At 66.8% G+C, this 14949-nt stretch carries 12 protein-coding genes and 1 other RNA gene; 9 read left to right on the top strand and 4 right to left on the bottom strand.

The genetic code is table 11. The annotated features are described in order from the left end of the window. Positions 1–4: 4 nt before the first annotated feature. On the top strand, positions 5–796 hold the full coding sequence (locus OOB33_RS04390; RefSeq protein WP_271007802.1) for a LytR/AlgR family response regulator transcription factor: 792 nt from the start codon (positions 5–7) through the stop codon (positions 794–796). After that, positions 793–1680: a head GIN domain-containing protein gene (locus OOB33_RS04385; RefSeq protein WP_271007801.1), complete on the top strand. Its 888-nt coding sequence runs from the start codon at positions 793–795 to the stop codon at positions 1678–1680. Before OOB33_RS04390 ends, OOB33_RS04385 begins: the two co-directional genes overlap by 4 nt. Here OOB33_RS04385 and OOB33_RS04380 read toward each other — a convergent pair. The 3 genes from OOB33_RS04380 to OOB33_RS04370 all read right to left on the bottom strand — a co-directional run bounded on the left by OOB33_RS04380 (position 1659) and on the right by OOB33_RS04370 (position 5246). Next, positions 1659–2159 carry a cupin domain-containing protein gene (locus OOB33_RS04380; protein WP_102768706.1) on the bottom strand — a complete coding sequence of 167 codons (501 nt, stop codon included), beginning with the start codon at positions 2157–2159 and terminating at the stop codon, positions 1659–1661. The two genes, OOB33_RS04385 and OOB33_RS04380, sit on opposite strands and share 22 nt — an antisense overlap. 119 nt (positions 2160–2278) lie before the next feature. Then, complete coding sequence (locus OOB33_RS04375; RefSeq protein WP_271007800.1) at positions 2279–2965, bottom strand: PEP-CTERM sorting domain-containing protein; 687 nt, start codon at positions 2963–2965, stop codon at positions 2279–2281. An 82-nt stretch (positions 2966–3047) separates the two neighbouring features. Continuing rightward, positions 3048–5246, bottom strand: a complete 2199-nt coding sequence (locus OOB33_RS04370; protein WP_271007799.1) for a PhoX family protein — start codon at positions 5244–5246, stop codon at positions 3048–3050. A gap of 170 nt (positions 5247–5416) precedes the next feature. On the opposite strand from OOB33_RS04370, the gene recQ reads away from it, so the two are divergent. The 4 genes from recQ (at position 5417) to OOB33_RS04350 (ending at position 11389) form a co-directional block, all read left to right on the top strand. Further along, complete coding sequence (gene recQ, locus OOB33_RS04365; RefSeq protein WP_271007798.1) at positions 5417–7288, top strand: DNA helicase RecQ; 1872 nt, start codon at positions 5417–5419, stop codon at positions 7286–7288. 61 nt (positions 7289–7349) lie between these two features. After that, positions 7350–8438: an ABC transporter substrate-binding protein gene (locus tag OOB33_RS04360; RefSeq protein ID WP_271007797.1), complete on the top strand. Its 1089-nt coding sequence runs from the start codon at positions 7350–7352 to the stop codon at positions 8436–8438. Between the two features lie 65 nt (positions 8439–8503). After that, a complete protein-coding gene (locus OOB33_RS04355) occupies positions 8504–10618 on the top strand; it encodes a M13 family metallopeptidase (RefSeq protein WP_271007796.1) in 2115 nt (704 codons plus the stop codon). Positions 10619–10801: 183 nt separating this feature from the next. After that, positions 10802–11389, top strand: coding sequence for a hypothetical protein (locus OOB33_RS04350; RefSeq protein ID WP_271007795.1), 588 nt, complete (start codon positions 10802–10804; stop codon positions 11387–11389). 771 nt (positions 11390–12160) lie between these two features. Here the strand turns inward: OOB33_RS04350 and OOB33_RS04345 are convergent. Continuing rightward, positions 12161–13048 carry a LysR family transcriptional regulator gene (locus OOB33_RS04345; protein WP_271007794.1) on the bottom strand — a complete coding sequence of 296 codons (888 nt, stop codon included), beginning with the start codon at positions 13046–13048 and terminating at the stop codon, positions 12161–12163. A 128-nt stretch (positions 13049–13176) separates the two neighbouring features. Here OOB33_RS04345 and hppD point away from each other — a divergent pair, with 128 nt between their 5' ends. From hppD to OOB33_RS04330, 3 genes are all read left to right on the top strand, one after another. Then, positions 13177–14220 carry a 4-hydroxyphenylpyruvate dioxygenase gene (hppD, locus tag OOB33_RS04340; protein ID WP_207795962.1) on the top strand — a complete coding sequence of 348 codons (1044 nt, stop codon included), beginning with the start codon at positions 13177–13179 and terminating at the stop codon, positions 14218–14220. A gap of 60 nt (positions 14221–14280) precedes the next feature. Beyond that, a non-coding RNA gene (locus tag OOB33_RS04335) (sX9 sRNA) lies at positions 14281–14357 on the top strand. A 48-nt stretch (positions 14358–14405) separates the two neighbouring features. Beyond that, positions 14406–14945, top strand: coding sequence for a VOC family protein (locus OOB33_RS04330; protein WP_171828578.1), 540 nt, complete (start codon positions 14406–14408; stop codon positions 14943–14945). Positions 14946–14949 lie beyond the last annotated feature (4 nt).

The raw sequence follows: 14949 nt of genomic DNA, 5'->3' as shown, positions 1-14949 counted from the left end.
CCTCATGAACGCCACTGCCATGCCCCGCATCCGCACCCTGATTGCCGAAGACGAGCCCCTGGCCAGCGAAGCCCTGGCCGACTGGGTGGCCCAGCTGCCGCAGCTGGAGCTGGTGGCCAGCTGCGCCGACGGCCTGAGCGCGCTGGAGCAAATCCGCAGCCTGCGCCCAGAGCTGGTCTTCATGGACATCAATATGCCGGGCCTGACCGGGCTGCAGGTGCTGCGCGCTCTGGCCGAGGATGGGGCCAAGGGCGAGGGCGCCGTGCCGTGGGTGATCTTCACCACCGCCTACAACGAGCACGCCATCACCGCCTTCGAGCTGCATGCGGCCGATTACCTGCTCAAGCCCTTCTCACAAGAGCGCTTCAATGAGGCGGTGCAGCATGCCCTGCAGCGCAGCGGCAGCGAGGGCAGCGCCCAGCCCAGCAGCACCCAGGCGCTGGAAGCGGCGGCCAAGCCCGACACCTCGCCCATGACCCGGCTGCTGGTGCGCGACCAGGGCAAGATCTTTCCCATCCAGGTCGAAACGGTCGAGTACCTGCGCTCGGACATCAAGTACACGGCCGTGGCCAGCGGCGGCCGCCAGTACCTGGTCAACCTGCCCATCACCGCCTTCGAGCAGCGCCTGGACCCCGGCCGATTCATCAAGCTGCAGCGCAGCTGCATCGTCAACCTCGATTTCGTGGTGTCGATGACACCCGACGAGAACTCGCAACTGATCGTGCAGATGCAAGACGGCACGCGCTTCACCGCCAACCGCGATGTGTCCAAGAAACTGAGGGAGCAATCGATATGAGCTGGAAGCTGCTGAGCACAGGCCTGCTGGCCTGCCTGATGAGCGAGCTGGTGATGGCGCAGCCCGGTGCGGCGCCGGTGGCCCCCATCAGCCCTGCGGCGCCCGCAGCGCCCGCCCCCAATGCAGCCCCCGCAGCAGCGGCCGCGCCGGCGGCCGAGGGCAAGCTCTACATCTCACGCCCCTTCGAGCGGCTGGAACTGTCGGGCACGGCCAATGTGCGCCTGATCCAGGGCGAGCGCGACCAGGTCTTCGTGGCCGGCGACGCCGAGGCGCAAAAGCAGATCGAGCTCGATTACAGCGGCGACAGGCTGCAGATCCGCTCGGTCGACGGCTGGAAGATGTGGCGCAGCCAGCGCCCGCAGATCGATGTAACCCTGCGCCGACTCAACCACCTGATCCTGTCCGGCGCCGGTGATCTGCACGCGCCGGGCGCCTTCCGCTGCGCCCAGCTGACCATCACCATCTCGGGCGCCGGCAGCGCGCGCTTCGACGAGCTCACAGCCGACAAGCTGAACTTCGGCATCTCGGGCGCCGGCACCGGCCGCATCAGCGGCCAGGCCCATGAGCTGACCCTGCGCGTCTCCGGCAAGGGCCGGCTGCAGGCCGAGAACCTGCAAGTGGCACGCGCCGGCATCAGCATCAGCGGCATCGGCGACGCCGAGGTCTGGGCCACCGAGCAGCTGGCGGTGTCGGTCTCCGGTTTCGGCCAGGTCGATTTCTGGGGCCGGCCCGAGGTGCAGCGCCAATCGTCGGGCATCTCGCGCATCAACGCCCGTGGCGACAAGCCGGCGCTGGTCAACGCCAGGGGGGCGGCCAGCAGCAATGGCGGCGGCAACAACGAGGGCCGCGCGCCGCTCGATCTTCAGGGCTCGCCGTCCCAGTAATCGAGGCCCTTGTCTCGGCGCTGGATGAAGGCCGGGCCTTTCGAGAACACCGCGAGCTTGCCTGAATCGGGGTACTCGCAGACCTCGGGCCGCTCCTGGGTGCTGATGCTCAGGTACTTGAGCTCGGCCTCCGAGGTGTTGAGGATGTGGTGCGGGTATTCAGGCCCACAGGGGATGAAGATCACATCGCCGGCCTGGATGGGCAGCCGCTCACCGGCCACCCGCAGCGTGCCCTGGCCCTCGAGGATGATGAACATCTCCTCTTGGGTGTGATGGAAGTGGTAAGGGCAGCTCTGCTGACCCGGCGCCACCGTGTCGATGCCGCAACCGAGCTTGCGCGCCAGCGTGCCGTCCGAGACGGCACCGACCAGGCTGTCGTACAGCGGCGGGCGCGTGTAGCGCTCGCGCGGTACCTGGTTGAAATTGCGGATCAGCTTGTGCCGCAAATCTGCGGCCTTGTCGTGGGAGTCCTCAGCCATCGGGCGCCTTCCTTCCTTGCAGATGCGGGGTGAGCCATCTTGACGGAAAACCCTGCGCCCTCCAATGACCGCAAGGGGCCATCAGCCCCTTGCGAATCCAAGCGAAGCGAAAGCGCCGCTCAGGCCTGGGGGCGGCGACGCTGAGCCCAGGCCAGCAGCAGACCCAGTCCGCCGAGCAAGAGCGCCGCGCTTTGCGGCTCCGGCACCGGGGTGGCGAAGCTGAGCTCGTCGAGGCTGACGTTGCTGCCGGCGACGCTGAAGCCGTAGATGTCAGCCTGGGCGCGCACAAAGCCCAGGAACTTGCCTTCGTTGTAGCTGTCGAAGGCGGTCTGGATGCTGTAGCTGAAGGACTCGAGCACGGCACCGTTCTGACCGTAGGCGGTCAGCAGCAGGCTCGGGGTCTCGCCGTCGAGGCGGAACTGATTCAGATAGGCACCGACGCTCTGCACGGCTTCGCCGAAGCTGAAGTGCACCGGGCCGCTGCTGCTGGCCAGGAAGTTGCCGCTGCCGGTGGGCGTGGGCGTCAGGCCGTCCAGCGGGTTGCCGCGGGCGCCCCACAGGCCGTTCTCGCCCAGATCGCGCGCATTGGCGCCAATTTCCGTGCCCTCGCCCGGGTTCAGCACCACGCGACGGCCGGTTTCGGCCAGGCCCAGCTCCACGGGGTCGCGGGTGATCAGGCCATCAAAGCCGTTGAAGCTCACGCGCAGGGCCGAGCCGAAGGCCGCATCGGAATCGACCGCATCGGCATGGGCGCCGCCGGCCAGAAAGCAGGCCGCCAGGGCCAGGGTCTTGAGACAGGTTTTCATGAAATGACTTGCTCCAATGGAGAGATGAGATGCACGGCTGGGCAACAAGGCCGGCCGCCACCAGGCGACCGGCGCAGGCGCCTCAGCTGCCGATGACGCCGCCGTCGTCCTTGGTGATGACCACCACGGCGGAACGCGGGCGGCCGAAGGGCAGGGAGGTCACACCGTCGGACTCCACGCCCCATTGGTTGGCCGGCCAGCGCGACTTCAACTCGGGATTGGTCGGCGTGGCGTCTTCGCCAGGGTGCTGAACACCGACCCACATGGTCTTGCCATCCGGGCTCATGGCGATGCCTGTCACTTCGCAGCCATTGGGACCGGTCAGGAAACGGCGAGCCATGCCGGTGTTGGGGTCGGCGCAGACCATGCAGTTGGCACCGATGTTCTTCCAGTCGCCCGAGGCATCGCCGATCTGGTCGGTCTGCACCCAGAGGCGGCCGAACGGGTCGAACCACAAACCGTCCGGCGCGCCGAAATCGGCGCTGCCGTAGGGGTCGGCCACGACATTGCCCTTGTAGTTGTTGGTGGCCTTGGCCGGCTTGGTGGTCTTGGTGTCACCGGCTTGCAGGAACAAGCTCCAGGCGAAGCTGGTGGCCTTGACCGTGTCGCCGGTCTCTTGCCAGCGAATGATGTGGCCGTAGATGTTGTCTTCGCGCGGATTGGCGGCGTCGACGGCGGGGCGGGCCGAGCCGGCGGCTGTCGTGCCATCGGCCTTGTTCGACGAAGGCGTGGCGCTGCTGCCGCGACGGTTGTTGTTGGTCAGCGTGCAGTAGATCTCGATCTTGTTGAAGCCGCCGATGCGCGGACGGGCGCCGGTCCACTCCGGGCGGTCCATCATCGTGGCGCCGACAGCGTCGGCGGCCATGCGAGTCTTGATCAGGATCTTGGCCAGCACCTCGGCATCATTGGCACCGGCGAAGTTCGGGTTGTCGCGCAGGGCCACGCCGTCCACACCCACGGTGCCCGGCAGCAGGGGCAACCATTGGCCGCTCAGATCGGCGTCGAACTTGGCGACGTAGAGCACGCCGTCATCGAGCAGATTGCGGTTGGCCACGCGATCGGCCGGGTTGAACTTGCCGGCGCTGACGAATTTGTAGATGTACTCGTTGCGCTCGTCGTCACCCATGTAGACGGCCAGATGGCCTTGCGCATCGACCACATACTGGGCGCTCTCGTGCTTGAAGCGACCCAGGGCCGTGCGCTTGACCGGCACGCTCTTCGGATCGTAGGGATCCACTTCCACCACCCAGCCAAACAGATTGGCTTCGTTGGGGTTGACGTTCAGATCAAAACGCGGGTCCTGGGTGTGCCACTTGTAGTTGAAGCCGTCCTTGGTCAGACCGTATCGGTTGAACATCTTGCCGACTTCGCCGGCGGTGGGCGCAGGCACCGCGGTGTTGGAACCGAAGTTGCCGTTGAAGTTCTCTTCACAGGTCAGGTAGGTGCCCCAGGGCGTCACGCCGTTGGCGCAGTTGTTGATGGTGCCGTAGGCGGTGAACCCATCCGTCTGACGACCGGTGGCTTGGCTGCCGGTGTCGCTGATCAGGTACTCGTTGGCCTTCATCAGGGCATGGCCGGCGGCCGGGCCCGAGATGCGGGTCTTGGTGTTGGCGGTCAGGCGGCGGCCGTAGACGGAGTTCTTGACCACCATCCACTTGCCGTTGCGGCGGCGGGCTTCCAGGATGGACACCCCATGGGCGGCCTGCGACTTGCGCACCGCGGCCAGGTTGGCGCCAGCAATGCCGGCGGGGGTCAGGATCTCTTCAGGCGTGTACTCGTTGTTGATGGCCAGGATGCCGCGGTCCACGCTGGGCCGGCCGTCCGTGCCCACAAAGGGGAAGAAGGCCATGCCGTCGTTGTGGGCACCGAACTGCTTGGCCTGCTCGGCGGCGGTGTTGCTGGCGTCCGAGGCAAAAGGCACGCCGCCGGGCATGATGGGGTCGCCCCAGGCGACGAACAGTTCCGCGGTATAGCCCGCGGGCACGGTGATGCGGTCGGCCACGGCCGATGCAGCCGGTGCGCTGGTCACCGACACGCTGGCCGGCACGCTTTCGAAACCGATGCCAGGGAAGCCCAGGCCCGCCGGCACGGGACCGGCCTGGACGGTGTTGACCAGACCCGAGAGGGTCAGGCCGCCTGCGGCCTGCAAGGCGGCCACGCCGACACTGCCTTTGACGAAGTTGCGGCGCTTGCTGTCGACGCGATCGATCACGTCGTAGATGGACGCATTGCCGGACGGGTTGATCGTCTCGTCATTGCGGGGGTGTTTGATGCCCTTCATGGCTGGCTCCTGCTGCGTTCTGTGGGGTGAGCTTGAAAAGGATGGCTCACGGGGGTGATGGCCGGTTCCAACCGGCGCAGCGCGGAATGTGCAGAACTCAAACGACAGGGCCATGACGGCACAAGGCCTAACGGATCATGGGGAGCCGGGGGCGTACCATTGCGGCCTCAATGAAATCAGCCGACCTTTCCTCCGACGCCCGCCCGCAGCAGATCCTGCATGAAGTCTTCGGCTACAGCGCCTTCCGTGGCGCCCAGGCCGACATCGTGGACCATGTGGTGGCTGGCGGCGACGCCCTGGTGCTGATGCCCACCGGCGGCGGCAAAAGCCTCTGCTACCAGATCCCCGCCATCGCCCGGCACCGCAGCCAGCAAGGCGTGACCGTGGTGGTCAGCCCCCTGATCGCCCTGATGCACGACCAGGTCGGTGCGCTGGAAGAGGCCGGCGTGCACGCCGCCTTTTTGAACAGCAGCCTGAGCGGCGAGCAGGCCGCCCATGTCGAGCGCGAGATGATGAGCGGCCGCCTGGTCATGCTCTACGCCGCGCCCGAGCGCATCACCAACCCGCGCTTCCTGGCCCAGCTCGATTCGCTGCAGGAGCGCGGCCTGCTGAGCCTGTTCGCCATCGACGAGGCGCATTGCGTCAGCCAGTGGGGCCATGACTTCCGCAGCGAGTACCTGGCGCTCAGCCTGCTGCACGAGCGCTACCCCGAGGTGCCGCGCATCGCGCTGACCGCGACCGCCGACGACCTGACCCGCGCCGACATCATCGAGCGCCTGCGCCTGGAAGAGGCGCGCATCTTCATCAGCAGCTTCGACCGACCCAACATCCGCTACACCATCGTCGAGAAGGACAGCAAGCCGCGCGATCAGCTGCTGCGCTTCATCCAGGACGAGCATGGCGAGGACGCCGGCGTTGTCTACTGCCAGAGCCGCAAGAAGGTGGACGAGACGGCCGACTGGCTGGTCAGCGCCGGCATCAAGGCCCTGCCCTACCACGCCGGCCTGGACGCCGCCGTGCGCCAGCGCCACCAGGACCGCTTTCTGCGCGAAGACAGCATCGTCATGGTGGCCACCATCGCCTTCGGCATGGGCATCGACAAGCCCGATGTGCGCTTTGTGGCCCACCTGGACCTGCCCAAGAACATCGAGAGCTACTACCAGGAGACCGGCCGCGCCGGCCGCGACGGCGCCCCGGCCGACGCCTGGATGACCTACGGCCTGGCCGATGTGGTGAACCAGCGCCGCATGATCGACGAGAGCCCGGCCGGCGAGGAGTTCAAGAAAGGCCAACGCGGCAAGCTCGACGCCCTGCTGGCCCTTGCTGAAGCGACCGACTGCCGGCGCGTGCGCCTGCTGGCCTATTTTGGTGAGATGAGCAGCGCTTGTGGGAATTGCGACAACTGCCTGGTGCCGCCCGCCACCTGGGACGGCACCGATGCCGCCCGCAAGCTGCTCAGCTGCATCTACCGCTTTCACCAGAACGGCGGCCAGCGCTTCGGTGCCGGCCACCTGATCGATGTGCTGCGCGGCAAGGTCACCGACAAGGTCACGCAGTACGGCCACCAAAGCCTGTCCACCTGGGGCATTGGCGCTGACCTGCCTGAAACCCAGTGGCGCGCCGTGCTGCGCCAGCTGATCGCCCTGGGCCATGTCTTCACCGAGGGCGAATACATGACCCTGGCCCTGGCCGACAGCGCCCGCGCCGTGCTCAAGGGCGAGGTGCAGCTGCTGCTGCGCGTGCCCAGCGTGGCGCCCAAGCGCGGCAAGCTCAGCCGCAGCGACGGAACTGGCAAGGGCAAGAGCGCCGCGCCCATCGAGCTGGACGAGGACGCGATGGAGCGCTTCGAGCAGCTCAAGAACTGGCGCGCCGAGGTGGCCAAGGAACACGGTCTGCCGGCCTATGTGATCTTCCAGAACGTCACCCTGGCCGAGATGGCGCGCCAGAACCCGCAAAGCCTGGACGAGCTGGCGGGCATCAGCGGCGTGGGCGCCAAGAAGCTGGAAGCGTATGGCGAAGAGATCCTGCGCGTTCTGGGCTGAGACCCGCGCGATCACGCAGGCATCGAAGCCGGGCCAGCGCGCAAGCTGTAACAATCCGCGCATGAAGCGCCGCCACCTGCTGCTGGGTACCCTGGGCCTGCCCACCGGACGGATGCTGGCGCAGCCGATGGCGCCTCCGGTCGCTGAAGCTTTGTTCAATCCGCCGCCCGCCTTGGTGGCAGCCGCCCGCGCCGAGGGCCGGCTGCACACCCTCGGCATGCCGGACCACTGGGCCAACTGGGGCGGCATCTGGGCCGATCTGAAACGGCTCTACGGCATCGAGCACAGCGACGAGAACATGAACAGCGCCGACGAGATCGAGCGCATGGCCAGCGAGGGCAGCCGCGCCACGGCCGACCTGGGCGATGTCGGCTTCGAATACGGCGCGGTGGCCCGTGGGCGTGGCATCAGCCGGCCGCACAAGCCCATGGTCTGGTCGCAACTGCCCGCCTGGGCGCGTGACGAGGACGGCTTCTGGGCCCTGGCCTACACCGGCACGATAGCCTTTGCCGTCAACACCCGGCGCACCGGTGGCCGGGTGCCGGGCAGCTGGCGCGCCCTGTTCGAGGGACCGTACACCGTGCAGGTGGGCGGCGTCGGCAGCTCGGCCCAGGCCAGCGCCAATGTGCTGGCCGCCGCCATCGCCCTGGGCGGGGACGAAACCCGATTGCAACCAGCCCTGGAGGCCTTTGCCAAGCTGGAGCGGCAAGGCCGCCTGGTGCACAGCAATGCCATGGTGTCCGATCTGCAGCGTGGCAGTGCCGATGTCTACCTGCTCTGGGATTTCGTCGCCCTGGGCCACCGCAGCCGCGTGCGCCGCCCCAGCGAGTACGAGGTGCTGATCCCCAGCGACGGCTCGGTGACTAGCGGCTACACCACCCTCATCAACCGCCACGCCCCGCACCCGAATGCCGCTCTCCTGGCGCGCGAGTACATCTTCAGCGACCCCGGCCAGCTGCAGCTGGCGCGCGGCTATGCGCGGCCCATCCGCCTGGAGCATCTGGAACTGCCGGCCGATGTGCGGCAGCGCCTGCTCGACCCCGCCCAGTACCGCCCGGCCCGCGCGCTGCGGCCTTTTGTCTGGGCCTGGGAGCTGAAGAAGCTGCGCCAGACCTGGCAGGACGAAGTGCTCAAGAAGCGCAGCCGCTGACGCTCACGAGCTTGGCGGAGAATCCCAGGCTTCGACCCCCCGCGGTCGCCAAGGATGCCTCCCCCATGCCCCCCATGTCCACGCCCCTGAAAGCCCTGCTCAGCGCCCTGAGCCTGGGCACGCTGAGCCTGCTGGCGCAAGCCCAGCCGGCAGCAACCACACCGGCCGCCACCGTTGCCGCTGCCGCTGAGCAGCCCCTGAGCCAGCTGCCCTACACACCCAGCCTGGACCTCACGGCCATGGACCGCAGCGTCGACCCCTGCGAAGACTTCTACCAGTACGTCTGCGGCGGCTGGATGGAAAAGAACCCGGTGCCGGCCGACCAGTCGCGCTGGTCGGTCTACGCCAAGATGGCCGATGAAAACCAGCGTTATCTCTGGGGCATCCTGGAGCGGCTGAAAACCAGCCCGGCCGCCGAGCTGAACGCCAGCCAGGCCAAGATGGCCGACTACTACGCCGCCTGCATGGACGAGGGCGCAGCCGAGCGCCTGGGCCTGCAGCCCCTGCAGCCCTTGCTGAGCCGCATCGACGGCCTGAGCAGCAAGCAGGAGCTGCCGGCCCTGCTGGCCGCCCTGCAGCTGGCCAGCAACAACGAGCGTCTGTTCTTCTATTTCTCGTCCAGCCAGGACCTGGCCGATTCCAGCCAGCTGATCGCCTTCGCCATGGCCGGCGGCATCAGCCTGCCGGACCGCGATTACTACCTCAAGCGCGATGCGAAGTCGCTCAAGATGCGGGAAGCATTCAGCGCCCACATCACCCGCATGTTCGAGCTCAGCGGCAGCAGCCCGGCACAGGCCCAGGCGGCCGCCGCGCGGGTGCTCGCCATGGAGACCACCCTGGCCCGCGCCACCCTGAGCCGGGTGGACAAGCGCGATCCCTACAAGACCTTCCACAAATTCGACGCCCGTGGCCTGCAAGCGCTGACCCCCGGCTTCGACTGGGCGGCCTACCAGCAAGCCCTGGGCGTGCCGGCGGACACGCGAGTCTTCAACGTCACCGAGCCGGCCTTCTTCAAGGCCCTGGCTGGCCTGCTCAAGAAGAGCAGCCTGGACGACATCAAGACCTACCTGCGCTGGCAGACCCTGAGCAGCCAAGCGCCGCATCTGAACCAGGCGCTGGTGCAGGCCAACTTCGACTTCTTCGGCCAGACACTGAACGGCGTTCCGCAGCTCAAGGCACGTTGGAAGCGTTGCGTCGAGCTGGTCGATGTACAGATGGGCGAGGCCCTGGGCCAGGAGTTCGTGGCGCGCAACTTCAGCCCCGAGCTCAAGGCCAAGACCGTGCAGATGACCGAGCAGATCGAGCGCGCCATGGCCCAGCGCGTGCAGGCGCTCGAGTGGATGAGCCCGGCCACCAAGACCCGTGCGCTGGAGAAGCTGCACAGCATCGTCAACAAGGTCGGCTACCCCGATGTCTGGCGAGACTACAGCGCGCTGCAGGTCAAGCGTGATGATTTCCTCGGCAATGTGCAGCGCGGCCATGCCTTCGAGGCACGGCGCCAGCTGACCAAGATCGGCAAGCCGCTGGACCGCGGCGAATGGGGCATGACACCGCAGACGGTGAACGCGTACTACAACGCGCAGATGAACGACATCAACTTCCCCGCCGGCGTGCTGCAGCCACCGCTCTTCGACACCAAGCTCGACGACGCGCCCAGCTACGGCAACACCGGCGGCACCATCGGCCATGAGCTGATCCACGGCTTCGACGACGAAGGCCGCCAGTTCGATGCCAAGGGCAATCTCAAGGACTGGTGGGCCAAGAAGGACGGCCGCGCGTTTGAGAAGCGCGCCGCCTGCGTGGTGGAGCAATACGCGCAGTACACCATCGTCGATGACATCAAGATCAACAGCCGCCTGACCCTGGGCGAAGACCTGGCTGACCTGGGCGGCATGGTGCTGGCCCTGGCCGCTTGGCGCGAACAGACGGCCACGCAGAAGCTGGCGCCCATCGATGGCCTGACGCCCGAGCAGCGTTTCTTCATCGGCTTCGGCCAGTGGGACTGCAACACCGCCCGCCCCGAAGCCCTGCGCGTGCAGGCCCTGACCAACCCGCATTCACCGGGCCGCTACCGCATCAACGGCGTGGCCGTGAACATGCCGGAGTTTGCCCAGGCTTTCGCCTGCAAGCCGGGCCAGAAAATGGTCAAGGAAGAGAGCAAGCGCTGCAAGATCTGGTGATCACCGCTGCGGCGGCCAACACCCACAAGGGGCGCGTTTCGCGCCCCTTTTTATTTGCATCAACCCATCGAAGTGCCGATATGTGACACGTGTAACGCTTTGCAAGGGCCAAGAAACAGGGTCAACGAGCGCTCATCGGGCGTCGTTGTGCAGGTACCTTTCGCAACCCTTGGAGAAATCCTGATGAACACCAAGTCCAACGCTCTGAAGACCGCTCTGATCCCCGCGCTGCTGGCTCTGTCCTTGGGTAGCGCCATGGCCGCCGAAGCCACCAAGCCGGTCAGCGCCAACCCCACGGCCACCGCAGCCACCACCCCTGCACCGGCTGCCACCACAACGACTGCGGCGCCCCTGGCGACCGCCACCAAGGACGCTAACGCAAAAACTGAGCAGCACACCGCTGCTGCGAAGACGGAGCACAAGGGCGAGCACAAGAAGGCCCACGCCCACAAGACAGCCCCGGCCGCTGCGAAGACCAGCCAGGCTGCAGCTCCGGTGACCACGGCTGCTGCCCCGGCCACGCCGGCGGTGGCCGCCGCCCCCGCGGCCAAGCCGGCCACCACGGTTGCCACCACGGTTGCCACCACGGTTGCCGCCACGCCCGCCGCAACCACCGCCCCGGTGGCGGCCACGCCCAGCCCGGTGAACAAGACCGACGGCGCCGGCCCGGCCACACCCAAGAAGGCCGCCACCGAAGCTGCTGCTGCGGTGACCACGCCCAGCGCCACCCCGGCCGCAACCAAGACTGAAGCCACCCCGGCCAAGTCCTGATCCGCTGCACAGAACTCCAACCCAGGTTTCCCTGGCCCGGGCGGGCCGGGCTCCGGCCCGACTCCACCACCTGCCCGGTTTCTCAAGGCGCAAGCAGCTTCAAGCGGCTTGCGCCTCTTTTTTGGTTGGCGCGAGCGGCGGTTCGCGGCACATTGCGGACTTCCACTGTCTTAGTTGATCGTTCTCGCTGCGGTGTCTCGGCCCGCCGCCGTGCTCATGGTTCGCGGGTCGGCTCTTTGAGCCGACTTCCCTCGGTGCTCACTGCGCGGCTCAGCGGCGCCAAACTCCCTCCGTTCGCTGCGCTCACTGTGGTCAAACAGTGGCGCCGAGTCAGCGCTTGAAGCGCGCGAGCGCGCGCCTGAGCCGCTCCGCTGCGCCCTCGGCCGCGCACAAATCGCCCGTCGGCGGGCCGAGCCACCTCCGGAGGTGGCGTGTTCCACCGTTGATGGGGCAGATCGATCGCGATGCAAGCGCCCTGCAGCCCGGGCTGCTGCCGGGCGATTTGTGCAGGGCCGAGCAGCACAGCGCCTCGGGGCGCGCGCGTACTCGCGCGCTTCAAGCGCTGACTCGGCGCTTCTGTCTGAACGAAGCGAACGCAGGGAGCGGAGTGAGTTATGCGCCAGCCCCGAGGTGCGAGCAGCGCAGGGAAGTCGGCCCGCCAGGGCCGACCCCGGAACCATGAGCCCGGTAGCGGCGCGGGCTGCAGGGCCTCACGAGCAAAACCAAAGGCGGCTTCGTGCCACTTCCAGTCACCAGAGGCCAACTCGCCAATCAGGCAGCCCGACTGAGCAACTCGATCAAGCGCTGGCCGGCGCGGCCGGGTGGGCGGTCGAGGCGCTGGACCAGCCAGGGGGTGAAGCGGAAGCGGGAGCCGCCCTGGTAAGGCAGCTCGACGAGCTGGCCGGCAGCCAGCGCTTCATCGACGAGGTAGCGAGGCATCCAGCCGAAGCCCATGCCCATCAGCAGGGCCTGGCGCTTGGCGACGAAACCGGAGAGATAGAAGACCCGCTCGCCACCGAACATCTGGCGGTCGCTGCCCTGGTCGCTGCTGTCCTGCACGCTGAGCTCGACATGGTCTTGCAGTTCATCCAAGTTCAGGGGACGCCCGGCCTCTGCGGCCAACCGAGCCAGCGCATGCTCGGTCGCCACACAGAGCACGCATTCCACCTCGGCCTGCGCCTGGGCGTGCAGCTGGGCCGAGGGCTGGTACTCCTTGACCAGCATCAGATCGGCCTGCTCTTTCTCGAAACGGTGCTGCACGCCGCGCAGGAACTCGATCTTCAGCTGCACACGCGTCGGCACGCCTTCGTCCGCCAGTTGCTTGAGCGCCCGCAAGGTGTCGGCCAGCGGCAGGATGCCGTCCACCACCACCAGCAGGCGGGCTTCCCAGCCTGACGCCAGTTGCTGGGCCAGGGCCTCGACCTGATAGGCCTGGCGCAGCAGGCGCCGGCCTTCGGCCAGCACGGCCTCGCCCTCGGCGGTCAGGCGCACGCGGTAGGCGCTGCGGTCCACCAGGATCAGGTTCAGCTGCTCTTCCAACTTCTTGACCTGGTAGCTGACCGCCGAGGTGACCTTGTGCAGCGCCTCGGCGGCGCGCGCAAAGCTGCCGTGGCGCACCACCGCGTCCAGCGCCGCCAGGGCTTCGAGATCCAGCTTCATGTTCGAAATTATTGATCAAGAGCTGCAAAGAAATTCGCTTTCTTCGAAAGAGCGCTGAGCGAAGAATGCGCTCCATCGCCACGAGGGGCGAAGCCACAAGCCAACACCAACACCTGGAGACCCGCGTCATGAGCATCATCAGCCCCAGCAACCCCGTCGGCCTGACCGGCATCGAGTTCACCGAGTTCTGCGGCCCGAGCCTGGAGTCGCTCGACGCACTCTTCCTCTCGTTTGGCTTCTCCAAGCTGCGCCGTCACCCGAGCAAGGCCATCAGCTACTACCGCCAGAACGACATCCACTTCCTGCTCAACGGCGAACGCGCGGGCCACTCGGCCCAGTTCGCGCGCCGCCATGGCCCCTCGATCAGCGCCATGGGCTGGCGTGTCGAGAACGCAGCGGCTGCTTTGGCTGCCGCCGTGGCCCGCGGCGCCGTGGCCGTGCCCGAAGCGATGAAGGACCACCCCTATCCGGCGGTCTGGGGCATCGGCGAATCCCTCATCTATTTCATCGAGCCTAACCCGGCCGGCGCCAGCATCTACGAGCGCGATTTCGTGGCGCTCGATGCCCCGGTGATCCAGCCGGACAAGGGCTTCCTGACCGTGGACCACCTGACCAACAACGTGCCCCCGGGCGAGCAGGACAAATGGGCCGCCTTCTACAAAGGCATCTTCGGTTTTACGGAAGTGCGCTACTTCGACATCCAGGGCGCCAAGACCGGCCTGACCAGCTTCGCCCTGCGCTCGCCCGATGGCAGCTTCTGCATCCCCATCAATCAGCCCAAGGACGACAAGGACCAGATCGCCGAATACCTGCGCGAGTACAAGGGCCCCGGCGTTCAGCATCTGGCCTTCCTCACAAACGACATCCTCGGCTCGCTGGACCAGCTGCAAGGCAGCGGCATCGAGACCCTGGAGATCGACGAGGACTACTACGCCGAGGTCTTCGACCGCGTGCAAGGCGTGCGTGAAGACCACGCCCGCATCCAGCAGCACCAGGTGCTGGTCGATGGCGACGAGCAAGGCTATCTGCTGCAGATCTTCACCAAGAACATCATCGGCCCGATCTTCATCGAGATCATCCAGCGCAGCAACAACCTCGGTTTCGGCGAAGGCAACTTCGGTGCTCTCTTCCGGTCACTCGAAAAAGACCAGGAACGCCGCGGCGTCATCTGAGGCAGGGATCTTTCTACTGCGCGACTGCCATGCGTCGTTGGCCGAATGCTCGGAATCCTCACGTACAGGAAGTACGTTCCGGTTCCTGCGCTCCGTCCGCCTAGCCTGGCAGCCGCTCGCTACGAAATCTCCCAGCCTCAGAGCGCGTACGACTCGACATCTCTAACTCGCAAGAGACAACCATCATGTTGACCCAAGGCATTCACCACGTCGCCTACCGCTGCCGCGATGTGCAGGAAACCATCCGCTTCTACAAAGAGGCGCTGGACATGGACCTGCTGCTGGCCATCTCCGAGGACCGAGTGCCCTCGACCAAGGAGGCCAACCCCTATATGCACATCTTCCTCGACGCCGGTCGCGGCAATGTGCTGGCCTTCTTCGAGCTGCCCGAGTCGCCGCCGCAAGGCCGCGACGAGAACACCCCGGCCTGGGTGCAGCACCTGGCTTTTCAGGTGGAAGATGTGGCCACGCTGGAGCGCACCAAGACCAAGCTGCAAGCCCTGGGCATCGACGTGGTGGGCCCGACCAACCACGAGATCTTCCAGTCCATCTACCTGCACGACCCCAACGGCCACCGCATCGAACTGGCCGCCAACACGGTCAAGCCCGGCCAGCTGGAGCGCTTGCGCGAACTGGCCCCGGCCATGATCGAAGAGTGGAGCCGCACCCGCCGTACCGTCAAGCACGCGGCCTGGCTGCACGAGCAGGAGTTCGCCGCGCCGTAAACCC

Origin of the sequence: Paucibacter sp. B51, assembly GCF_027863535.1 — a bacterium.
Lineage (GTDB): Bacteria > Pseudomonadota > Gammaproteobacteria > Burkholderiales > Burkholderiaceae_C > Paucibacter_A > Paucibacter_A aquatilis.
The sequence above is the reverse complement of the archived record's forward strand: the minus strand, read 5'-3'. Positions and strand labels throughout refer to the sequence as shown.